20 protein-coding genes and 1 pseudogene are annotated in these 21,855 nt (G+C 70.7%); 13 read left to right on the forward strand and 8 right to left on the reverse strand.

The window, feature by feature from the left end:
• Positions 1-6: 6 nt before the first annotated feature.
• Positions 7-2,319 (reverse strand): molybdopterin-dependent oxidoreductase, encoded by a 2,313-nt coding sequence (locus QSK05_RS12555; protein WP_285597318.1) that lies wholly within the window; start codon positions 2,317-2,319, stop codon positions 7-9.
• A gap of 198 nt (positions 2,320-2,517) precedes the next feature.
• Between QSK05_RS12555 and QSK05_RS12560 the strand changes: the two genes are divergently transcribed.
• The 6 genes from QSK05_RS12560 to QSK05_RS12585 are packed head-to-tail and all read left to right on the forward strand — an operon-like array spanning position 2,518 to position 8,953.
• Complete coding sequence (locus tag QSK05_RS12560; RefSeq protein ID WP_285597319.1) at positions 2,518-3,753, forward strand: sarcosine oxidase subunit beta family protein; 1,236 nt, start codon at positions 2,518-2,520, stop codon at positions 3,751-3,753.
• Positions 3,754-3,764: 11 nt separating this feature from the next.
• Entirely contained in the window at positions 3,765-4,046 is a 282-nt protein-coding gene (locus tag QSK05_RS12565; protein WP_285597320.1) for a sarcosine oxidase subunit delta, read from the forward strand.
• A complete protein-coding gene (locus QSK05_RS12570; protein ID WP_285597321.1) occupies positions 4,043-6,829 on the forward strand; it encodes a 2Fe-2S iron-sulfur cluster-binding protein in 2,787 nt (928 codons plus the stop codon). Before QSK05_RS12565 ends, QSK05_RS12570 begins: the two co-directional genes overlap by 4 nt.
• A complete protein-coding gene (locus QSK05_RS12575; protein ID WP_285597322.1) occupies positions 6,822-7,379 on the forward strand; it encodes a sarcosine oxidase subunit gamma in 558 nt (185 codons plus the stop codon). Before QSK05_RS12570 ends, QSK05_RS12575 begins: the two co-directional genes overlap by 8 nt.
• A 10-nt stretch (positions 7,380-7,389) precedes the next feature.
• On the forward strand, positions 7,390-8,256 hold the full coding sequence (gene purU / locus QSK05_RS12580) for a formyltetrahydrofolate deformylase (RefSeq protein WP_285597323.1): 867 nt from the start codon (positions 7,390-7,392) through the stop codon (positions 8,254-8,256).
• 19 nt (positions 8,257-8,275) lie between these two features.
• Complete coding sequence (locus tag QSK05_RS12585; RefSeq protein WP_285597324.1) at positions 8,276-8,953, forward strand: GntR family transcriptional regulator; 678 nt, start codon at positions 8,276-8,278, stop codon at positions 8,951-8,953.
• On the opposite strand, the gene QSK05_RS12590 is transcribed toward QSK05_RS12585, so the two are convergent.
• The 5 genes from QSK05_RS12590 to QSK05_RS12610 form a co-directional block, all read right to left on the reverse strand.
• Positions 8,950-9,501, reverse strand: coding sequence for an AAA family ATPase (locus tag QSK05_RS12590; RefSeq protein WP_285597325.1), 552 nt, complete (start codon positions 9,499-9,501; stop codon positions 8,950-8,952). The two genes, QSK05_RS12585 and QSK05_RS12590, sit on opposite strands and share 4 nt — an antisense overlap.
• 148 nt (positions 9,502-9,649) lie before the next feature.
• Positions 9,650-10,090 carry a BLUF domain-containing protein gene (locus tag QSK05_RS12595; RefSeq protein WP_285597326.1) on the reverse strand — a complete coding sequence of 147 codons (441 nt, stop codon included), beginning with the start codon at positions 10,088-10,090 and terminating at the stop codon, positions 9,650-9,652.
• 111 nt (positions 10,091-10,201) lie between these two features.
• Positions 10,202-11,317, reverse strand: a complete 1,116-nt coding sequence (locus QSK05_RS12600) for a CaiB/BaiF CoA transferase family protein (RefSeq protein ID WP_285597327.1) — start codon at positions 11,315-11,317, stop codon at positions 10,202-10,204.
• 9 nt (positions 11,318-11,326) lie between these two features.
• Complete coding sequence (locus QSK05_RS12605; RefSeq protein WP_285597329.1) at positions 11,327-11,782, reverse strand: DUF2752 domain-containing protein; 456 nt, start codon at positions 11,780-11,782, stop codon at positions 11,327-11,329.
• Positions 11,782-12,384 (reverse strand): CD225/dispanin family protein, encoded by a 603-nt coding sequence (locus QSK05_RS12610; protein ID WP_285597330.1) that lies wholly within the window; start codon positions 12,382-12,384, stop codon positions 11,782-11,784. Before QSK05_RS12610 ends, QSK05_RS12605 begins: the two co-directional genes overlap by 1 nt.
• 239 nt (positions 12,385-12,623) lie before the next feature.
• On the opposite strand from QSK05_RS12610, the gene QSK05_RS12615 reads away from it, so the two are divergent.
• The 6 genes and pseudogenes from QSK05_RS12615 (at position 12,624) to QSK05_RS12640 (ending at position 19,264) form a co-directional block, all read left to right on the forward strand.
• Positions 12,624-13,634 (forward strand): phosphotransferase family protein, encoded by a 1,011-nt coding sequence (locus QSK05_RS12615; RefSeq protein WP_285597331.1) that lies wholly within the window; start codon positions 12,624-12,626, stop codon positions 13,632-13,634.
• 58 nt (positions 13,635-13,692) lie between these two features.
• Positions 13,693-14,139, forward strand: coding sequence for an NUDIX domain-containing protein (locus QSK05_RS12620; protein ID WP_285597332.1), 447 nt, complete (start codon positions 13,693-13,695; stop codon positions 14,137-14,139).
• Positions 14,140-14,314: 175 nt separating this feature from the next.
• Complete coding sequence (locus tag QSK05_RS12625; RefSeq protein WP_285597333.1) at positions 14,315-15,094, forward strand: GNAT family N-acetyltransferase; 780 nt, start codon at positions 14,315-14,317, stop codon at positions 15,092-15,094.
• Positions 15,091-16,209, forward strand: a pseudogene (rffA, locus tag QSK05_RS12630) (dTDP-4-amino-4,6-dideoxygalactose transaminase); the annotation flags it as partial. The gene QSK05_RS12625 and the pseudogene rffA, both read left to right, overlap by 4 nt.
• Positions 16,210-16,307: 98 nt before the next feature.
• The gene (locus tag QSK05_RS12635; protein ID WP_285597335.1) at positions 16,308-18,542 is read left to right on the forward strand and encodes a WzyE family oligosaccharide polymerase; all 2,235 of its coding nucleotides are present in this window, start codon (positions 16,308-16,310) and stop codon (positions 18,540-18,542) included.
• Positions 18,539-19,264, forward strand: a complete 726-nt coding sequence (locus QSK05_RS12640; protein ID WP_285597336.1) for a WecB/TagA/CpsF family glycosyltransferase — start codon at positions 18,539-18,541, stop codon at positions 19,262-19,264. The genes QSK05_RS12635 and QSK05_RS12640 overlap by 4 nt, the downstream gene beginning before the upstream one ends.
• Here QSK05_RS12640 and rfbB read toward each other — a convergent pair.
• Positions 19,248-20,204, reverse strand: coding sequence for a dTDP-glucose 4,6-dehydratase (rfbB, locus tag QSK05_RS12645; RefSeq protein WP_352301059.1), 957 nt, complete (start codon positions 20,202-20,204; stop codon positions 19,248-19,250). The genes QSK05_RS12640 and rfbB overlap by 17 nt on opposite strands.
• A gap of 61 nt (positions 20,205-20,265) precedes the next feature.
• Entirely contained in the window at positions 20,266-20,865 is a 600-nt protein-coding gene (locus QSK05_RS12650) for a GNAT family N-acetyltransferase (protein ID WP_285597338.1), read from the reverse strand.
• A gap of 126 nt (positions 20,866-20,991) precedes the next feature.
• Here QSK05_RS12650 and QSK05_RS12655 point away from each other — a divergent pair, with 126 nt between their 5' ends.
• On the forward strand, positions 20,992-21,822 hold the full coding sequence (locus tag QSK05_RS12655) for a universal stress protein (protein WP_285597339.1): 831 nt from the start codon (positions 20,992-20,994) through the stop codon (positions 21,820-21,822).
• The last annotated feature ends 33 nt before the right edge of the window (positions 21,823-21,855 follow it).

The following is a 21,855-nucleotide window of genomic DNA, read 5'->3' on the forward strand; positions in this document are numbered from 1 at the left end:
TCCCGCCTACCTCTGGTGAGGGGGAGGCGTATGGACGCGGACGGCCCCCGGGTCGCTGCCGGCCACCCGGATCTCGACCAGGGTCGAGTGGGCACTGGGCCCCTGGCCCAGCCGGGAGGTGCCGAAGTCCCGCGTGAGGACGTTCGGGTTGCCGTGGCGGTCGGGTGACCCCTCCGTGGCGGACGGGTCGATCGGGTCGTACCAGGCACCCGTGGCCAGCTGGACCACCCCGGTGCGCACCTCGTCCGCCAGCACCGCACCGGCCAGCACCCGCCCGCGGTCGTTGAACACCTCGACCAGATCACCGTCGCCGATACCGCGCTGCGCGGCGTCGCCGGGGTTGAGCCGGACCGGCTCACGCCCGGCGACCTTCGCGGCCCGGCTGACCGGGCCCGCATCGAGCTGGCTGTGCAGGCGGTGTTTCGGCTGGTTGCTGATCAGGTGCAGGGGATAGGTGGCGGCCAGCTCGCTGCCGGCCCATTCGCGCGGTTCCAGCCAGACCGGATGACCGGGACAGTCGTCGTAGCCGAAACCGGCCACCACATCACTGGTGATCTCGATCAGCCCGCTGGGCGTGCGCAGCGGGTGCGCGAGAGGGTCGGCGCGGAAATCGGCCAGCAGCGTGTGCTCGGCCTCGTGCTCGATGACGGCCTCGCCCTGCTCCCAGAAGGTCGCGAAGTCCGGGAGCCGGATGTCGTGGTCGGCCGCGCGCTCGCGGGTGCTGTCGTAGAGGAACCGGACCCAGCCCATCTCGTCGCGGCCCTGGGTGAACTCCTCGAGCACACCCAGCCGATCGGCCAGCCCGGTGAAGATGGCGTAGTCGTCGCGGGCCCCGGCCTGGGGCTCGAGCGCCCGTTTCATCGCCACCAGCACCCGGTCGCGCGAACTGGCGCCGATGTCGTTGCGTTCCAGCGTGCTGGTGGCCGGGAGGACGATGTCGGCGCGGCGGGCGGTCGCGGTCCACCAGGGCTCGTGCACGACGACGGTCTCCGGGCGGCGCCAGGCCGCGGAGAGCCGGTTCAGGTCTTGATGGTGGTGGAACGGGTTGCCCCCGGCCCAGTAGACCATCCGGATGTCCGGGTAGGTGCGCGTCGTCCCGTCGTACTGGTAGCTGCCGCCGGGATTCTCGAGCATGTCGCTGATCCGGGCCACCGGGATCCAGGAGTCGCACCGTCGCCGGCCGGTCGGCAGCGACGGCGAGGCGAAGGGCAGTTTCGCGGCGCCGGTGGTCGCCGAGTTGCCGTACCCGAACGAGAACCCGCCGCCGTCCAGCCCGATCTGCCCGAGCATCGCCGCCAGCGTGATCGTCATCCAGTACGGCTGCTCCCCGTACTCGGCGCGCTGCAACGACCAGGTGGTGGTGATGAAGGTGCGGTTCGTGGCCATCCGGTGGGCCAGGTCGACGATCTGGTGCTCGGGCAGGCCGCAGATCCCGGCGGCCCACGCGGCGTTCTTCGGCTGCCCGTCGCTCTCGCCGAGCAGGTAGCGCCGGAAGGTGGCGTAACCGTGGGTGTACCGGGCCAGGAAACGCTCGTCGGCCAGGCCGTCGCGTTCCAGGGTGTGGGCCAGGCCGAGCATCAGCGCGGTGTCGGTGTTCGCCCGCAGTGCCAGCCACTGCGGGTCCAGGTCCGGGTCGAGGTCGTCACGCAGTGGGCTGACATTGACGAAACAGGCTCCGGTGCGTGACATCCCGAGCATGCGATAGCGCTGCTCGTGCCGGCTGACGCCCCCCGACTGGCTCTGGGCCGTACGCAGGGGAACGCCGCCGAAGGCCACCCACAGCGTCGTGGCCCCTTCCAGTCGTCCCCAGGTGGTCACCTCGCCGCTGACCATCGCGGGGTCGCCGACGACGTGGGGGAGCAGCGCCGTGGCGGTGCCGAAGGAGTAGGTGCCGCGCCCGTCGGTGAACCCGCCGATGCTGTTGAGGAAGCGCTTGAGCTGACTTTTCGCGTGATGCACGCGCCCGGCGCTGGACCAGCCGTAGGAACCACCGAAAATCGCCTGGTTGCCGTGCGTGGTGCGCACCCGGTCGAGCTCGGCGGCCACCAGGTCCAGCGCGGTGTCCCAGTCGACCTCGACGAACTCCTCCGCGCCGCGCCGATCGGTGCGGGCTCCCGGGCCCTGTTCCAGCCAGGAGCGGCGCACGGCCGGGGCGGTGACGCGCAGGTCGGAGTGCACCGTGTCGGGGATCGAGGCGAGCAGTGGCGAGGGGTCGGGATCGGCCGCCGGGGGACGTGCCTGCACGATCCGGCCGTCGCGGACCACGGCCGTGAACGAGCCCCAGTGCGAGGTGTGGGAGTAGGTGCGGTCGCTGGTCAAGGAAGGGCCTCCGGGAGTCGATCAGGCACCACCCTCGCCGAATCGACCGGGTCCATCAAGGCGGCCTCGACGAGCAGCTGCATCGGGAGGAGCAAATGTCCAGAGGTGCGGGGTCTTGTCGTCCCCGCTCGCACCTGCTTATCCTCCCTGTGGCGCAGCACTGATATATCAATCGTCGATCAGATGGACGGTGAGGTCATGACCTCCGCGACCCCTCCCGGTGCTCACCTGCCCGAGCACGGCGACTTCCTCTGGCGGAACCCGGAACCGAAGAAGTCCTACGACGTCGTCATCGTCGGGGGCGGCGGGCACGGCCTGGCCACCGCCCACTACCTGGCCAAGAACCACGGCATCACCAACGTGGCCGTGCTCGAGAAGGGCTGGCTGGCCGGCGGCAACATGGCCCGCAACACCACGCTGATCCGCTCGAACTATCTGTGGGACGAGTCGACGGCGATCTACGAGCACTCGCTGAAGCTCTGGGAGGGCCTGGAGGACGACCTGGGCTACCCGATCCTGTTCTCCCAGCGCGGCGTGCTGAACCTGGCACACACCGAGCAGGACGTGCGCGACTCGGTGCGCCGGGTGGAGGCCAACAAACTCAACGGGGTGGATGCCGAGTGGCTCACCCCGGACGAGGTCGCGAAGATCTGCCCGATCGTCAACATCTCCGACGACATCCGCTACCCGGTGCAGGGCGCCACCTATCAGCCGCGGGCGGGCATCGCCAAGCACGACTGGGTGGCCTGGGGGTTCGCCCGCAAGGCCGACGAGGCCGGGATCGACCTGATCCAGGACTGCGAGGTCACCGGGTTCACCACCGACGGCGACACGGTGACGGGGGTGCGCACCACCCGGGGCGACATCGCCTGCGGGACGGTGGCCCTGTGCGCGGCCGGCCACACCTCGGTGCTGCTCGACATGCTCGGCGTCGCCGCCCCGCTGAGCTCTCACCCGCTGCAGGCCCTGGTCTCGGAGCTGCTGGAGCCGGTGCACCCGACGATCGTCATGTCGAACCAGGTGCACGTGTACGTCTCGCAGGCGCACAAGGGCGAACTGGTGATGGGCGCGGGTGTGGACTCCTACAACGGGTACGGCCAGCGCGGCGCCTTCCACATCATCGAGCGCCAGATGGCCGCCGCCGTCGAGTTGTTCCCGGTGTTCGCCCGGGCCCACCTGCTGCGCACCTGGGCGGGCATCGTCGACACCACGCCCGACGCGTCGCCCATCGTCGGGCACACCCCCTACCAGAACGTGTACGTGAACTCCGGCTGGGGCACGGGCGGTTTCAAGGCGACCCCGGGGATCGGATGGTGCCTGGCCGACACCGTGGCCAACGGTCGCCCGCACGAGTACGTCGCCCCCTTCGCCCTCGACCGTTTCGTCACCGGCGCGCTCGTGGACGAGCACGGCGCCGCGGCCGTGGCCCACTGAGGAGAACCGCCATGCAGCTCATCGAATGCCCCTGGTGCGGTCCCCGGGAGGAGACCGAGTTCCACTACGGCGGGCAGGCCCACATCGCCTACCCGGAAACGCCGTCGGAGCTCTCGGACACCGAATGGGCGCAGTACATCTTCTTCCGCGCCAACCCCAAGGGGCCCTTCGCGGAGCGGTGGAGCCACAGCGGCGGCTGCCGCCAGTGGTTCAACGCCGTGCGCGACACCCGTACCTACACCTTCCTCGCCACCTACCGCAGCGGTGAACCACAGCCGGAGGTCCAGTCATGAGCAATGATTTCCGGGTCGAGGGGTACGGGCGCGTCGAGCGCGACCAGACCCTGACGTTCACCTTCGACGGGCGCACCTACACCGGCCACCCGGGCGACACGATCGCCTCCGCCCTGCTGGCCAACGGCGTCCACACGCTGGGATCCAGTGTGAAACTCGGCCGCCCGCGCGGCATCGGGGCCTCCTGGACCGAAGACGCCACCGGCCTGATCCAGGTCGAGGAGCCCTTCCCCGAGCCGATGCTGCTGGCCACCGCCGTCGAGCTGGTCGACGGGATGGTCGTGCGCGGCCTGAACGGGCAAGGACGTCTGGCCGAGATTCCCGACACCGCGCGGTACGACCGCAAATACCACCACGTCGACACCCTCGTGCTCGGGGCCGGGCCCGCGGGGCTCGTCGCCGCCCGGGCCGCGGCCCGCCGGGGCGAGCGGGTCGCGCTGCTCGACGACCGGGCCGAGGCGGGCGGTTCGCTGACCGGTACCGAGACGATCGACGGACGTCCGTCCCGGGAGTTCGTCGCACAGGTCACCGCCGAGCTGGCCGGTCTTCCCGAGGTCGTGCACCTCCAGCGCACCACGGCTTTCGGGCACTACGACGACGGTTTCGTGCTGGCCCTGGAGCGGCGCACCGACCACCTGTCCGACCCGCCGGCCGGGCGCTCGCGGCAGCGGGTGCACCGGGTACGGGCGAAGCGGGTGGTCGTGGCCACCGGCGCGCACGAGCGCCCGATCGTCTTCGCCGACAACGACCGGCCCGGCATCATGCTCGCCGCCTCCGCCCGCGACCTGCTGCACCGCTACGGAGTTCTGGCCGGGCGCGAGATCGTGGTGTTCACCAGCGACGACGCCGCCTACGCGGCCGCACACGACCTGGTCGCGGCCGGGGCGACGGTGACCGTGCTGGAGGTCCGTGCGCAGGCGCCCGCCTGCGCCGGTGACCTCCACGTCATCACCGGGGCCCGCGTCCTGTCCACCCGGGCCGTCCTTCCCGCCGACGAAACGCCCGGGAACCACGGACGGATCGCGTCGGTCTCGGTGATGGACGGCGACGGCCACGAGTTCGGCCACCACTGCGACCTGCTGCTGGTCTCCGGCGGCTGGAACCCCACCGCCCACCTGTTCAGTCACGTGCGGGGGCCCCTGGCCTACGACCCGGTCCTCGGCGCCTTCCGTCCCGCGCAGAGTGTTCCCGGGACCGAGGTGGTCGGCGCCGCCGACGGCGTTCTCGATCTGGCCGGCTGCCTGGGGCCGGAGGCATCGGCCGGCGAAGAGCCCGAACGCACTCCTGGAGAGGTGATCTGGCGGGTGCCGGGCGCCACCGACCGGCAGTTCGTCGACGTCCAGCGGGACGCCACCGTGGCCGACATCGCCCGGGCCGTCGGGGCCGGACTGCGCTCGGTCGAGCACGTCAAGCGCTACACCACCATCGGCACCGCGCACGACCAGGGCAAGACCACCGGCGTCATCGCGGCCGGGATCGCCGCCGAGCTGCTGGGCACCGGGGTGCAGGACCTCGGGACCACCACGTTCCGCCCGCCGTACACCCCGGTCGCCTTCGCTGCCCTGGCCGGGCGTGAGCGCGGTGACCTGTTCGACCCGGTGCGCACCACCGCCGTGCACGACTGGCACGTGGCCCACGGCGCGGTGTTCGAAGACGTCGGACAGTGGAAGCGGGCCCGGCACTACCCGCAGCCCGGGGAAGACATGGAAGCCGCGGTGCTGCGCGAATGTGCCGCCGTGCGGGAAGGCGTCGGCATCCTCGACGGCTCGACGCTCGGCAAGATCGACGTGCAGGGCCCGGACTCGGCGGTGCTGCTGGACCGGCTCTACACGAACATGATGAGCAGTCTCAAGGTCGGTTCCGTACGGTACGGCGTGATGTGCGGTGTCGACGGCATGGTCATCGACGACGGCACCGTGCTGCGGCTGGCCGACGACCGGTTCATGGTCATCACCACCACCGGCGGGGCCGCGAAGATCCTGGACTGGATGGAGGAATGGGTCCAGACCGAGTGGCCCGACCTGCGGGTGCACCTGGCTTCGGTGACCGAGCAGTGGGCCGTGTTCCCGGTCGTGGGGCCGCGCTCGCGCGAAGTGATCGGGTCGGTGTTCGCCGATCTCGACGTGGCGAATGAGTCTTTCCCGTTCATGACCTGGCGGGACACGGTGCTGGACGGGGTGCCCGTGCGGGTGGCCCGGATCAGCTTCTCCGGTGAGCTGGCCTACGAGGTGAACGTGAACGCCTGGTACGCCCCGGCGATGTGGGAGCGGCTGCTGGAGGCCGGTGCCCCGCACGGCATCACGCCCTACGGCACCGAGACGATGCACGTGCTGCGGGCCGAGAAGGGTTACCCGATCATCGGTCAGGACACCGACGGCACCCTCACGCCGCACGACCTGGGCATGGCCTGGGCGGTCTCGAAGAAGAAACCGGACTTCATCGGCAAACGGTCGTTCGCCCGGGCCCTGAACTCTGACCCCTTGCGCAAGCAGCTGGTCGGGCTGCTGCCGACCGACAGCACCACGAAGCTGCCCGAGGGCTCGCAGATCGTCGAGCTGTGCGACGACGGTGTGCTGCCCGCCCCACCCGTGCCCATGCTCGGGCACGTGACCTCCAGTTACCGCAGTGCCGCGCTGGGGCGTCCTTTCGCCCTCGCTCTCCTGAAGGGCGGGCGCGGGCGCGTGGGCGACATCGTGCACGTGCCCGTCGGCGGGCAGCTCGTCGCCGCGCAGATCACTTCGTCCGTGCTCGTCGACCCCGAAGGAGCCCGCCGCGATGGCTGACACCCTTGACCGGAGCCAGGTCCTGCCGGGCGATGTCTTCGCCGCTCTGCCGGAAGGTCTTTCGGTCACGATCGAGCCGCCTGTGGCGATGGCCGGCCTGCGGCTGCGCGACGTGGCGGAGGTGCTGGGCGAGACCCCTCCGGTGCAGCCCAACACCTGGGCCGCGACGCCCGACGGGCAGATGGTGTGGCTGGGACCCGACGAGTGGCTCGTCACCAGCCGTGACCAGCAGCCGCACGAGCTGGAGTTCACGTTGCTGGAGGCGGTGAAGGAGCGCGGCGGGGCGGCGGTGGACGTCTCGGCGCAGCGCCTCAGTCTGCGCCTGAGCGGTGTTCACGCCCGGGACCTGCTCAGCCTGGGGTGCTCGCTGGACCTGCACCCGTCGGTCTTCCCCGGCGGCAGCAGTGCCCAGACCGCGCTCGGGATGACGGGCGTCGTGCTGCTGGCGCTGGACGACACGGGAGAGGACTACCGGATCTTCGTGCGGTCGTCGTTCGCCCGGTACCTGGCCGACTGGATCGTGGACGCGTCTTCCGAGTACGTGAACTGAAGGGATCGTCATGACTGACTCGTTCACCCTGACCCTGACCTGCCCGAACCGCGCCGGGATCGTCCGGGCCGTGAGCTCCTACCTGTTCGAGCACGGCCTGGACATCGTCGAGTACCAGCAGTTCGACGACGCCACCCATGACCGCCTGCACCTGCGGGCGCAGGTCAGCGCAACCTGTGACGGCGTGAGCGGGTCGGGGGTGACCGCCGACCAGCTGACGGCCGGTTTCAGCTCGGTGGCAGCTGATTTCGGCATGCAGTACAAGTTCTTCGCAGACCAGCCGGCCCGGGTGCTGGTGATGGTCTCGCAGCAGGGCCACTGTCTGAACGACCTGATCTTCCGCTGGCGGGCGGGCAGTCTCGGCGCCGACATCGTGGCGGTCGGGTCCAACCACGAGACCCTGCGCCCGATGGCCGAGGCCGCCGGGCTGCCCTTCGTGCACGTGCCGATCACTCCGGACACCAAGCCGCAGGCCGAGGCCCGGATGCTGGAGCTGGTCGAGGAGTACGACGCCGAGCTGGTGGTGCTGGCCCGGTACATGCAGGTGCTCTCCGACCAGACCTGCCGCCGGCTGCACGGGCGGGCCATCAACATCCACCACTCGTTCCTGCCCAGCTTCAAGGGTGCCAAGCCGTACCACCAGGCCTGGGACCGGGGCGTGAAGCACGTCGGCGCCACCGCCCACTACGTCACCCCTGATCTGGACGAGGGCCCGATCATCGAGCAGGAGGTGCTGCGCATCGACCACTCCCACGACCCGAAGGCGCTGCAGACCATCGGGCGTGACGCCGAGGCCCTGGCGCTGTCGCGGGCCGTGCGCTGGCACGCCGAGCGCCGGATCGTGCTCGACGGCCATCGCACGATCGTGTTCCGGTGACCCGCAATATCATCGAGCCGTGACCGCGACACCCTTGCGCCTGGACGATGCCCCGGATGCTCCGGCCTCCCTGGCCGAGCAGGCCTACCGGGCCGTGCGCGACCAGCTGATCATGCTCCAGATCCAGCCCGGTGAGCCGATCGACGACGTCGAGCTGGCCAGGTCGCTGGGCATGGGCCGGACGCCCTTGCGCGAGGCGCTGAAGCGGCTCGAGGGCGACCGGCTGGTGGTCTCGTACCCGCGCCGGGGCACGTTCGCGACCGGCGTGGACATCGCCGACCTGGCCCACGTGTCGGAGATCCGGGCCACCCTCGAGCCGCTGGCGGCCCGCCGCGCCGCGCAGCGCGCCACCGACGCTGCCCGCGCCGAGCTCGAGGGCCTGGCGGCGGGCACGCAGGCCCTCGACATCACCCACACCGACCGCAGCGAGGTGATGCGCTGGGACCTGGGCGCCCACCGCGCGATCTACCGGGCCACGGGCAACCCCTACCTCGAAGACACCCTGATCCGCTACGACAACCTGGCCACCCGCATCCACTGCGTCTTCCTCGACCAGCTCTCGACGATGGACATGCACATCGTCGCCGAGCACGTGGCCCTGCTGCGGGCCATCGCGGCGGGCGAGGCGGACCGGGCCGAGGAGCTGGCTCTGGAGCACGTGGTGGGCTTCGAGAAGGCCGTGCGAGCAGTGATTTAGGCGTTGATCGCGCTGAGTAGACACCGGTAGGTCGAAGCGATCTCCCCGTCCACCGTGACCACGGTCCGGGTGGCCGGCCGGGCTTCGATCACGGCCAGCAGACGCGCGTACATCGTCCGTAATTCGTCCGTACCGCCCGAGCGTTCCTGCAGAGCGGCGGCGTCGCGGTGTTCCTGGGTCTGAGGGGCGTGGGTGCGCCGGGCGAAACGGGTGACCGCGTCGTCCACGTCGGAGACGAGAGCGATCTCGACGAACGGCACCCCGGCGCCGGCCGCCAGCTCTTCGAGTTGGAGGACGAAGTCCAGGCGGCCCAGGAACTGCGGCACGATCACGTCGCGCCCGGTGCGGAGGTGCACGTCAGCCATGACCAGGGCGAGTTCCCGGGCGGCCAGGCCGGACTCGGTCGGCTGTTCCAGCCACCCCCCCAGCATTCCCCGCACCGTGTCGATGTCGAGGGCCAGGGACAACGGGTGCTTGTCCACGAAAGTACCTGCCAAAGTTGACTTCCCGCTGCCCGGGGCGCCGTTGAGCAGGATCAGGCGGGGCATCTCGGCTCATCTCAGCTCGTGGCGGCTCATGGCTGCTCAGGGCGGGGAGGTGGATCTGCTGGGGCATGTGACAAGGCCATGCTCGCGGGCAGCTCTCGCGACGTCCACCCAAGCTGTTCCTGGTCCGGCGGCAGGGTGCCGGACCGGGTCAGCCGGCCCGGACGGTCTCGGCCGTCAGCAGGGCCCGGGACACGAAGGTGTCTTTCAGGAGGGTGAAGGTGTCCTTGGACGTCATCCGTTTCACGTCGTCGCCCACGACCAGCGGGAGGACGGCGTCGGTCGTCGTCGTGGCCAGGCGCATGCGCCAGCCCCCGAACGACCGGGCGCCCGTGGCACCCCGCTGCACCAGGGTGACGTCGGTGTGCAGGGCATCGTGGCGGATGCGCTCGTAGGTCCGCTCCACCGACTCCTGGGGGCCTTCCAGGAGCTGTACGAAGAAGCCCTCGTGCGCCGGCTCGTCGTGGACGTACAGCAGCATTCCGGTGATGTCGGCATGGGCGTTGAGGTCCCGGCTCGGGCCGATGAGCGTTTCCAGCTCGCCGCCGGTCAGGTCCACCACGGCACGACTGACGTAGATGAGCTCGTACACGGGCACCTTCTCGGGGTATCCGAACGGTCACGGCTGTCACTACGGAGTTCGGCTTCCCGGCGTCCGGCTTGAGCGCTGCCGGCGACCAGTCGCGCGGTCCGGCGGTTCGGGTCATGGTTCAGCGGTCCGGACCGGCCAGCCCTCGAGCACGGCGGTGGTGCCGACCCGGGACGATCCTGGCGGATCCGGGGTGCGGGGTGGGGTGGTGCGGGAGAAGCGCGGCGCCGGGCCGGGCTGCCGAACGCCGTCGATCTCGACGTGGGTGCCGTGGGCGCGCAGGTGCGGGTCGTCCAGGGCCTCGGTCATGCTGAGCACAGGCGTCACGCAGGCGTCGGAACCGTCGAACACGCTCCGCCAGTGGGCCAGGTCGTGCCGGGCGAACGCGACGTTGAACCGTTCGCGCAGGATCGGCCAGTTCCCCCGGTCGGCCCGGTCGGGCAGCTCGTCCGGGTCGATCCCGAGACCGTCGAGAAGCTGCGCGTAGAAAGCGGGTTCGAGGGCGCCGACCGCGACGTGCCGGCCGTCCGCACAACGGTAGGTGTCGTAGAAGGGCGCGCCGCCGTCGAGCAGGTTGGAGCCGGGGGAATCGTTCCAGCCGCCCTGCGCCCGCCACGACCACATCATCTGCATCAGCAGGGAGGCCCCGTCGACCATGGCGGCGTCCACCACCTGGCCCCGACCCGAGACCCCGCGTTCGACGAGTGCGGCCAGCACACCGGAGACCAGGAACATCGACCCTCCGCCGAAGTCCCCGACCAGGTTCATCGGTGGCACGGGGCGCTCACCGGGCCGGCCGATGCCGTGCAGCACGCCGGCCAGGGCCAGGTAGTTGATGTCGTGCCCGGCCTGGTGCGCGCGCGGGCCGGTGCGGCCCCAGCCGGTCATCCGGCCGTAGACCAGGCGCGGGTTGCGGGCCAGGCACACGTCGGGGCCGAGCCCGAGTCGTTCCGTCACACCCGGGCGGAACCCCTCCAGCAGCACGTCGGCGCGGTCGGCCAGCTCCAGCAGGGTGTCCCGGCCCGGCCGGGACTTGAGGTCGAGCTCGACGGACCGCCGCCCGCGCAGCATCTGGTCGCCGGTGTCCGGAGCCCCGGGCCGCTCGACCCGAACGACGTCGGCCCCCAGGTCGGCCAGGATCATCGCGGCATGCGGAACCGGCCCGATCCCCGCGAGCTCGAGCACACGCAGGCTCGTGAGGGGTCCCGTGGCCCGGCCCTCGTCGCCCATCCGCCGAGTTTACGGCGCGAGCAGGCTGAACGGCGCGAGCGGCAGGTTGCGGACGACTCCCCAGACGATGACGAGGATGAGCACAGGGAGGGCGCCGGAACCGGGAAGCCGGCCCGGGGTGGGTGCGAGAAGGGCGGTCCGGAGCCAGAACGCGACGAGCAGCGGCAGGGTGATCACGGTCAGGGCGTTGTACCCGAGAGCACCGGCCAGGTCACCGTGCACCAGATCGCTCACCGCGCGCAGGCTGCCGCAGCCGGGGCAGTACAGGCCGGTGACCGCGTGGAACGGGCAGGACGGCCACCGGCCCGGGTGGCGGGGGTCGGCCAGGGTGACGGCCGTGACCAACCCGGCCACGACCGTCAGCCCGGCGATCGCCTCCCGGCGTCGGGAGCGCTCCCCGGCCGGAGGTACCCGGCCGGGAAGCGCTGTGCCAGGAGAGTCGAGAGGGTCAGGGTGGCCGGGCATCAGGGCGAGGTGCTCCCGAGCACCGCGAGGAGGAACCAGAGGATGACGCCGACCAACCCCAGCACGATGCTGGCGATCATCCAGGTGCGGGCCTTGTCGGACGACTGCTGGGCACCGGCGACGTCGCCGGCCGCCAGTCGCGAATTGACCTGGGCCGCGTAGACGATGGAGGCGATACCGGTCGGCAGGCAGCAGAACAGGGTGACCAGGATGGCGCCCGCCAGGTAGGTGGGAATGTTCGGTCGCAGAGCATAGGGATTGCCGTGCGGCTGACCGGTCTGCTGCCACGGCTGGTTCGGGGACTGGCCGTAGGCACCCTGGTGGTAGGGGGTCTGGCCGTACGGAGGCGGTGACTGGCCGTAGGGCTGCCCGGGCGGAGGCTGCTGGCCGTAAGGAGGTTGTCCACCGTACGGCGACTGGCCGTAGGGAGGCTGTTGCCCGTCGCCGGCCGCCTGCCCGTAGGGAGAGTACCCCCCACCGTCGGCCGGCTGCCCGTCAGAGGACTGCTGGTTCCCGTACGGGGGCTGGCCGTAGGGCGGCGGGTTCTGCGGGTTCGACGTGTTCCAGTCGTCCTCAGGCCGCGGCGTTCCGGGCTCGCTCAACGTGGTCCCCTGTCGTGAAGGCTGTCGTGAAGGCATTCCTTCCGACGAAGATCGGCGCGTCACCGGGCGGTGGACAGGGGTCACCCGGGGTATGTGTACGTATGGGCCCCTCTTCCGGGTCAGTGCGCGGGGGCCGATCGGGGGAGCCGGGAAAGCGGGCCGGGGCGGCCGGGCACTTCCCGGCGTTGGCTACGGTAGGTGCAGCAGCGTCAGGGCGGTGGGGAAGGAGCGCAGTGCGGATGGACGAGGTCACCCGTCTGGCCCGGCCCGACCTGGTCGCCCCGGCGCTGGTGCGGGTCACCGGCGACGAGCGCTGGCAGGACACCCGGGCCGAACTGATCACGGGTGGCCGTTCCAACCTGACGTTCCGGCTGCTGAGCCCGGCCGGGGAGCTGATTCTGCGCCGTCCGCCGAGCGGGAACGTCCTGCCCACCGCGCACGACATGGGCCGGGAGACCCGCGTGCAGCGGGCCCTGGCCGAAAGCGCTGTTCCGGTGCCGGGCATCGTGCTGGAAGACGCCGGGGAGCTGATCGGGGCGCCGTTCTACGTGATGACCCGGGTGCCCGGTGTCGTGGTCACCGACACCCTGCCGCCGGCGTACGACCTCGAGGACCGCGCGCACCTGGGGGAGAACCTCGTGGACGTGCTGGCCGACCTGCACACCGTTGACCCGAAGGCGCTCGGGCTGGGGGATTTCGGGCGCCCGGAGGGTTTTGCCGAACGCCAGGTGCGGCGCTGGACCCGGCAGATCGAGGCCACCCCGGTGCCCCCGCCCGACGCGCTGGCGGAGCTGGCCTGGGTCCTGGCCGGGCAGCCGCCCGTGAGCGGGGCGGCGTGCGTCGTCCACGGCGACTACCGACTGGACAACTGCGTGGTGGACGAGAGGCACCCGAAGCTCAACGGCGTCCTTGATTGGGAGATGTCGACGCTCGGTGACCCGCTGACCGATCTGGGCCTGCTGCTGTTCTACTGGGAGTCGGTCGAGCGTCTGGCGCCCACGCTGGTGCGCTCGGTGACCCTGCTGCCGGGCTTTCCGGGTGCTGACGCGATCGCCGCCCGCTGGTCGGCGCAGACCGGGATCGACATCGAAGACCTCGACTGGTACCGGGCTTTCGCTCATTTCAAGTTCGCCGCCATCGTTCTCGGGGTGCAGGCGCGGGTCGGGGCCGGGGCGATGGGCGGGCAGGACTTCGGCGATCTGTCCGGCAGCGTGGTCGCGATCGCGGAAGCCGGCCTGGAGATCGTGTGAGTATGCGCGGGGAACTCGGGCTACCGGCGGGTCAGTCCTGACCGGTAACGTCTGCGGCGTGGCTGGAAACGATCATGCGAGCCTCGTGGACGTCTTCGGGCTGCTGAAGGACGACCACGGCCGCCTGCTGTTGATGAAACGGGCCGGCGACATCCCCGGCAGCGGTCAGTGGGCCCTGCCCAGCGGCAAACTGGAGGCCGGGGAGAGCCTGCCCCAGGCGGTGCGGCGCGAACTGCACGAAGAGCTCGGCGTGACCTGTGATCCGGGCGATCTCGCCTTCAACGGCGTCGCGCACGTGCGCCCGCCCGGAAGTGAGCCGCGCATCGGTTTCAGTTTCGTCGTCACCCGCTGGCACGGGGTGCCCGCTGTTCTGGAGCCGGACCTGTGCACCGCGCTGGGCTGGTTCCCCCCGGGCGATCTGCCGGTCGACACCTTCCTCTACACCCGCCTGATCCTGGGCCCTCACCTGGGTGGCCAGAACTTCTCCATCTGGGGCTGGTCCTGACGGTAACTGCTGGGTAGAGAACTTATTTCGGCGCACTGTCGCCCCACTGGCGCTCGTGGGGCGCAGGCCTCTCACGGTGTCTTGTCGGTCGTCCGTCGGCCCTGCTAGAACATGTTCCGGGAGACGGCAACGGGGGCGGACATGAAACAGTTCTCAATCGACGGGTTTTGCTGACGTGGCCGCTCGGGGGCGGGTCGAGTCGGCCGGGTGGCTGAGCGAGTTGTTCGGGCGTCCGGTGTCGATGCTGATGATGGACGCGCAGGGGCCCCTGCTGCGGGAGCAGGACGTCCGCACGGGCGGGCTCGTCCAGGCCAAGATCTCCTCGAGTGCTCTGGAAGAAATGGACGCACTGGCAGACATGGGTTTTCGGCTCGTCGAGAGCGAGGTCGACTTCATCCTGGAAAGGTCCGGGGTGACCCTTGGCGGGATGGGGACTGTCGTGGACGACGGGGTGCCGGTTGTTGAGCATGGTGGTGTCCAGGCCGACCCGGCTGAAGGGGGGTGCCCGGTTGCGGCTGTCGGCATCCGGCCCGCCACGGCCGAAGACCTCGACCGCGCCGGCGACCTTGCGGCTGAGGGTCTGGGGCACAGTCGTTTCCGGCTGCCCTGGTTCTCCGTGGACGAGCGTCGCCACCTCTACCGCACCTGGGCCCGCGCCGCGGTGATGGGGTCTCACGACGATCTTTGTCTTCTCGCCGGTGACGGCGGTGATCGTGGGCTGGTGACGCTTCGCCAGGAGAACGGCTCCGCCCGGATCGGCCTGCTCGCGGTGGCTCCGGGCCATCAACGCCGGGGTATCGGCACGGCTCTGCTGCGGGCGGCCGCGCACTGGGGCGCCCAGCGCGGTCTCGCTCAGCTCAGAGTGGCCACGCAGGCCAGTAATCCCGGCGCGATCGCCTTCTACCAGGCCCAGGGCGCCCGTGTCGGCGCCCTCAGCCAGTGGTTCTACCGATGATCCCCTTCACCCGCCCGGCCGTGGTCGGCACCGAGATCGAGCATCTGCGCGCCGTCGTCGAGAGCGGTGCGCTCGCGGGCAACGGATCTACGGGCCGCGCGTGTGAGCGCCGGCTGGAGCGCGACACGGGGTGTCGGCGCGTGCTGCTGACACCCTCGTGCACGGCCGCGCTGGAACTGGCCGCCCTGGTCCTGGAGGTGGGTCCGGGCGACGAGGTGATCATGCCGAGCTTCACCTTTCCCTCCACCGCGAATGCTTTCGCGTTACGGGGCGCGCAGCTCGTGTTCGTCGACGTCCGGCCGGACACGCTGAACCTCGACGAGACCCTGATCGAGGCGGCCCTGACCGATCGCACCCGAGGCATCGTGCCGGTGCACTATGCCGGCGTCGGCTGTGCGATGGACCCGATCCTGGAGATCGCGCGTGCCCACGGCCTGTGGGTCGTGGAAGACGCTGCCCAGGGGCTGGGCGCGACCTACCGCGACCGGGCGCTCGGCACACTGGGTGACATCGGCTGCCTGAGTTTTCACGCCACCAAGGGAGTGACCGCCGGCGGTGAGGGCGGTGCGATGCTGATCAACCTGCCGGAACTGACGCAGCGGGCCGAGATCGGTCAGGAGAAGGGCACCGACCGCAGCCGGTTCCAGCGCGGCGAGGTGGCCCGCTACACCTGGCAAGGGCTCGGGTCCAGCCATCTGATGTCCGAGCTGCAGGCCGCCTTCCTGCTGGCCCAGCTGTCCGCGGCCGACCAGATGCAGAAGCGGCGCCGTGAGCTCTGGGACGGTTACGAGCAGGCCCTGCGGCCGGTTGCCCAGTATGTCGACCTGCCGGTGGTTCCGCCCGAGACACAGCACAATGCACATCTTTTCGGGCTGCGCACCAAGGACGCGGACGGGCGGGACACGCTCATCGCGGCCTTGCGGGAGGCGGGGGTCACCGCGACCACGCACTACGAGCCGCTGCACGGCTCACCCGCGGGCCGGCGGTACGGCCGGTTCAGCGGGACCGACCGGGTCACCACCGACTCCAGCCGCCGCCTGGTGCGGCTGCCGCTCTTCCACACCATGACCGACGCCGAGCACCGCACCGTCATCGACGCGGTACTGAGCCACTACCGCCGGAGCTCGAGGAGCGAGGCCGCGATGGGTGGAGTCGCGTCGGCTGAGGCCATGACCGGTGAGATGACGTCCGGCGAGGTTACGGGGGACCGCTGATGATTCACGTGCTGGGTTCCGACATCCCGCACCACAACGCGACGGTGCTGGCATTCTTCGACGAGATGCTGGCGCCGGAGCTGGATCACCGTCCGCAGTTCTGGGTGGCGGGAGAGCCGCCGGGGCACTACCCGAACCTGGATGTCCGGGTCCTGCGCGGCCGGGCGGCCGTCACCCGGGCGGTGGCGCGGCGGGCGATGCTGAACCGGCGGGAGCGCTTCTTCCTGCACGGCCAGTTCTCCTCCGGCACCTGGACCGCCCTGCTGCTGCGGCTGGTGCGGCCCGACCAGGTGAGCTGGCACATCTGGGGCGGTGACCTGCACGAGACCCGCCCGGGGCGCCCGGCCGCGCTGGCCTACCGGATGAGACGGCTGGCCCACCGCCGCGTCGGTCATGTCTACGGAACGCTCGGTGATCTGGACACGTACTCCCGCCGGCACCCACGCACCCCGGTGACGCCGCTCTACTTCCCGGGCCCGCACGCGTCTTTCAAGCCGTCCAGCGATCGGCAACGCCCCCGGCTCACGGTGCTGATCGGAAACTCGGGCGACCCCTCCAACCGTCACGTCGAGGCCCTGCGCGCCGTGCACGACCGGTTCGGGCCCGCCACCCGGGTGCTCCTGCCGACCGCCCACCCGGCGGGCAACCAGACCTACCTGAACCGGGTGCAGGCCGAGGCGGCCCTGCGGTTCGGTGCGGACAACGTCGAGATGATCACCGGATGGACCGGCCTGGAACAGTTCTCGGCGCGCATCGGCGACTGTGACCTGGCCTATCTGCCCGCCCGGCGGCAACAGGGCGTCGGCACGCTGTACCTGCTGCTGCGGCAGGGGGTGCCGGTCGTGCTGCACCGGGAGAACGGGTTCACGCTCGATCTGGCCCGGTCCGGGGTGCCGTTCCTGACCGACGACAACTGGGACGATGCTGCCCTCGTACGCTGCCGGGAGGCCCTGGCCGGCACCCGGGTCGAGGTGGCGCCCTTCGCCCCGGGCCGTCAGCCGTGGCTCTGGTCCCAGGTGGTGCGGGCCCCCGCGCCCGCCCTGCCTGCATTCTCGTTCGACGCCTGGTTCACGCTGCTCTTCCTGATCACCAGTTACCTCGGCATCCCGCTGTCCTGGCTGCTGGTGAGGTTCTTCGACGTGCCCGCGGTACCGGCGGGGGCCGCGGGCGCCCTGCCCGTCCTGTTCTATGCGGTGTACCGGGCCGTCTACGCCGCACTGCCCGAAGGGAAACACCTGTCGGTCGTCCTCACCCACCGTGAGGCCGATCTGACCGTTGCGGCCCTGGCCTCTCTCGCCATCGGGTCGCTGGCTGCGTTCGTGGCCCGGAACGGGTTGCTCCTGCTGAGGATCGGCAGTTACCGGCTGGCGTTCTCACCCGGCATCCGGCTGGTGCCCCTCAAACGCTTCACCTACTACCTGATCCCGGCCGCCCTCATCGCCTACCTGCGTCACCCGACCCGGGCCCGCTGGCTGGCGTTCGCCGCGTCCACCACGGCCTTCGGCGCCCTCACCTACGTGGCCGTCGGCGGTACCCGGGCCAACCTGGCGGTCGCCGTGGCCCTCACGGCGCTGCTCGGGGCGAGCGACGGCCACCTGCCCGCCCAGGCCCTGCCGGCGCTGGGGGCCGCCGGTCTGCTCGGCATGTACCTGCTCGCCCTGGGCCGTTACCGCGACCAGTTGTCAGGACTGCACCCGCTGAACACGTTTCTCTTCCTCACCCGGGACACCTTCTCGCCGTGGGAACACCTGGCACTGATCGTGCGCCGTCGCGCGCAGATCGAGCACCAGGGCCTGGCGCCGATCCTGCGGGACTTCCAGGTGTTCGTACCGCGCCGGCTGTGGCCCGGCCGCCCCGACATCACCCTGAACACGGCCAAGTACTTCACCTGGCGCGTCAACGGCGGGGAACGGGTGACGTCCTTGTCACCGACGCTGATCGGCTCGTCGTGGATCATGGGTGGGCCGGCCGGAGTACTGGCCGGGGCGGCCGCGACCGGCCTGATCATGCGTGCTTTCGACCACCTGCTCGAGAGTTCCGCCCGACCGCGGGAACGGCCCGGTGACGCGGTGCTGGCGGGGTTCGCCCTGGCCTCGGTGTTCAACGTCGCGGTGCTCGTGCGGGAAGGGCTGGACTCGTTCGTCTCCCGCACGGTGGTGCAGGCCGGGGTGTTCGGCGCCGGTGTCGGGGTGGCGCGAAGAATGAGTCGTCGCCTCGGAGGGGCCGCCCGGTGACCGCCCATCCGTGCTACGAGCTACGCGGCCTCAGCGTGGTCGCCTATCCCGACGAGGCCCGTCTGCTCGAGGAGATCTTCACCGGAGGTGCCGTCACCCCCGGGCTGATGATCGCGATGAACGCGGAGAAGATCGTCGCCGCCGAGACGGATCCCGCTCTGCGGCACAGCATCGAGCAGGCCGAGTTCCGGTATGCGGACGGCATCAGCGTGGTGCTGGCGGTGCGGCGCAAGCACGCCGTGCGGCTGGTGCGGATCACCGGCGCCGATCTGTGGCGCAGCCTGATGGCCCGCGCCGTCATCGAGGGCGCCGGCGTGTTCCTGCTTGGCGGCCTGCCCGAGGTGGCGGCCGAGGTGGAGCGGAAACTACGGCACGAGTGGAACGTTCACGTGGTCGGTAGCCGCCACGGCTACTTCGCGGACGGTGACCGGGCCGAGGTGATGCGGGAGATCCGGGACAGTGGCGCGGCGATCGTCACGGTCGCGCTCGGCTCACCGAAGCAGGAGATCTTCATGCACGAGTGCCGCCGGATGCATCCGGCGCTGTACATCGGGGTGGGAGGCACGTTCGACGTGGTGAGCGGCACGGTACGCCGGGCCCCGGCGGCGCTGCGCCGGTGCGGTCTGGAGTGGTGCTACCGCATCCTGTCCCAGCCCAGCCGCCTCTTCCGGGCCGGGCGTCTGATCCGGTTCGCGGTCTACCACGTCAGGAATCGGCTGTGAACCAGTCCGGGTGCTCGCGGTACCAGGCCACCGTCGCGGCCAGGCCCTGGGCGAACGGGATCCGGGGCCGGAAGCCGAGTTCGTCCGTGATCTTCGAGGAGTCCAGGGAATACCGGGCGTCGTGCCCCGGCCGGTCGGGCACCGAGGCGACCCGATCGGCATCGGCGCCCACGGCGTCCAGAAGCATCTGGGTCAGCTCACGATTGCTGATCTCGAACCCGCCGCCGATGTTGTAGGTCTGACCGCCCCGCCCCCGCTCGGCCACCAGGGCGAGGGCGCGGCAGTGGTCTTCCACGTGCAGCCACTCCCGCACGTTGAGCCCGTCGCCGTACAGCGGAACGGTCTGGCCGCGCAGCAGATTCAGCACGAAGCGGGGGATCAGCTTCTCCGGGTGCTGGCGGGGGCCGTAGTTGTTGGAGCAGCGGGTCACCACCACGTCGAGGCCGTGCGTGCGCGCGTAGGCGCGGGCCATCAGGTCGGCCCCGGCCTTGCTCGCGCTGTACGGTGAGTTCGGGAGCAAGGGCTGCTTCTCGTCCCAGGAGCCGTGCGCGATCGAGCCGTAGACCTCGTCCGTGGAGACGTGCACGAACCGGATACCGGCCCGGGCGGCGGACTCCAGCAGCACGTGCGTGCCGACCACGTTGGTACGGCTGAACTCCACCGAGCCCGCGATCGACCGGTCCACATGGGTCTCGGCGGCGAGGTGCACCACCAGGTCGGCCGCCGCCATCAGGCCGTCGACCACAGGACGGTCGAGAATGTCCCCGACCGCCAGGTTCAGACGCGGGTGAGGGCTCAGGTTCCGGCGGTTCCCGGCGTAGGTCAGCTTGTCGAGCACGGTGATCCGGGCCTCGGCGAAGGCCGGGTAGCGGCCTGCCAGAAGACCTTCGACGAAATGGGAACCGATGAATCCGGCCCCACCGGTCACAAGAATCTCCACCACGCAGCCCCCCAGCCCGGTTCCGGATCCCGACCCTAGCGCCGGTGACGGCCGGCCGGGATCAGGGGGCAGCGGTGGGACGGCCCAGGTACAGGACGTCCGGGGCACCGACCTCGAGCGTCCGGAACCCCAGGCGCTCGTAGAAACCGAGAGCGCGGGTGTTGGCCGGATCCATACCCAGGTACACGGCGGGTGCACCGGCCGCGTGCACCGCCTGGAGGAACCGTTCGATCAGGGCCCGGCCGTGGCCACCGCCCTGAACCTGCGGCAGCAGATCGATATGAAGGTGCGCCGGATAGGCCTCCAGGCCCGGCACCAGCATGTTCTCCGGATGCAGGCCCAGCTCCAGCAGTTCGCGGTCGGACGCGGCCGGTTCGCCCGGGTAGTGCTCCAGCAGTCGCGGAACCCAGATCTGCCGGTAGCGCCGCACGTACGCCGGGGTGTCGGCGGTACCGAGCACGTAGCCCACCGGCAGGTCGTCGTCGGTGAGCACGAACGCGAACTGCGGCTCCAGCGTCAGGTAGGGCGCGGCGAAGAGGTCACCCAGCAGCTCGTCACTACCGAACTTTCCCCGCGCGTCGTTGCCCGCGGCCCCGGTGCGTACACAGATGTCGTAGCAGGCGGCGAGGTCGCCGGCCCGGTACGGACGAATCGTCAGCATCCTGTGGAGTCTTCCCCACCAGGGGATGAAGGGGGAAGCAGAACCACTGCACGATGAGGGGACCTTCGCCCATGGACGCTGTGCGGGGGCTGAAGCAGACTGGGGGCAGCGGGTAAGGAGCTGATCATGACGTTCAAGACACGTAAGACCGTTGTCGGCTACGACGGGTCTCGGTCTGCGCAGGCCGCCCTGGACTGGGCCGCGGTCGACGCTGCCGAGCGGGGCTCGGAACTACTCGTCCTGCACGTGGCCGAGTTCGGTCCGGCGGAGCACGACGGGGGCAGCACACCGGAGCCGCTGGGACGGGCCTCGACCACGCTGCTGGAAGACGGGCTGGCCCGGGTGCGCCGCCTGGCGCCCGATCTGCCGGTGACGCTGGAGACGAGTCTGGCCGGCATCAGCCGGTCGCTGGTCACGGCCTCGTGCACGGCGGAGATGGTGGTGCTGGGCGTGCCGGAGCACCGGACCGTCGAGGGCCAGGTCCTCGGTAACACCACCGCGGCCGTCGTGGCGCGGGCCCACTGCCCCGTCGTCGTGGTCAGCCCGGGGGCGGGAGTTGCCCGCGGCCGGTGCGTGACCGTGGGGTACGACGGTTCCGCCGGTGCCGAGCGGGCCCTGTCCTTCGCCGCCGAGCGGGCGGGCCGTCAGGACGTGCCGCTGGTGGTCACCGTGGCCTACGAGGACGCGCAGGGAACACAGGACACTCAGGGAACACAGGCGGCGACCCGGCTCGGGGAGCTGGCCGTCACCTGGGTGCACCGTTGCTTCCCCGGGGTACAGGCACGGTACGAGCTGGTCGAGGGAACGGCCGTGCCGGTGCTCTCCGACGCCTCCCACGGCTGCGGGATCGTCGTGGTCGGTAACCGGGGCCGGGGCCTGACCGCCGACCTGCTCACCGGATCGGTGGGGAACGGGCTCATCACCCGCTCGCACAGCCCTCTGGCGGTCGTGCACTAGCCATACCGAAAGTCCCTTTTCAGCGCGCTCTCG

The sequence above is a fragment of the Kineosporia sp. NBRC 101731 genome, assembly GCF_030269305.1.
In the GTDB taxonomy this organism is placed as follows: Bacteria; Actinomycetota; Actinomycetes; order Actinomycetales; family Kineosporiaceae; genus Kineosporia.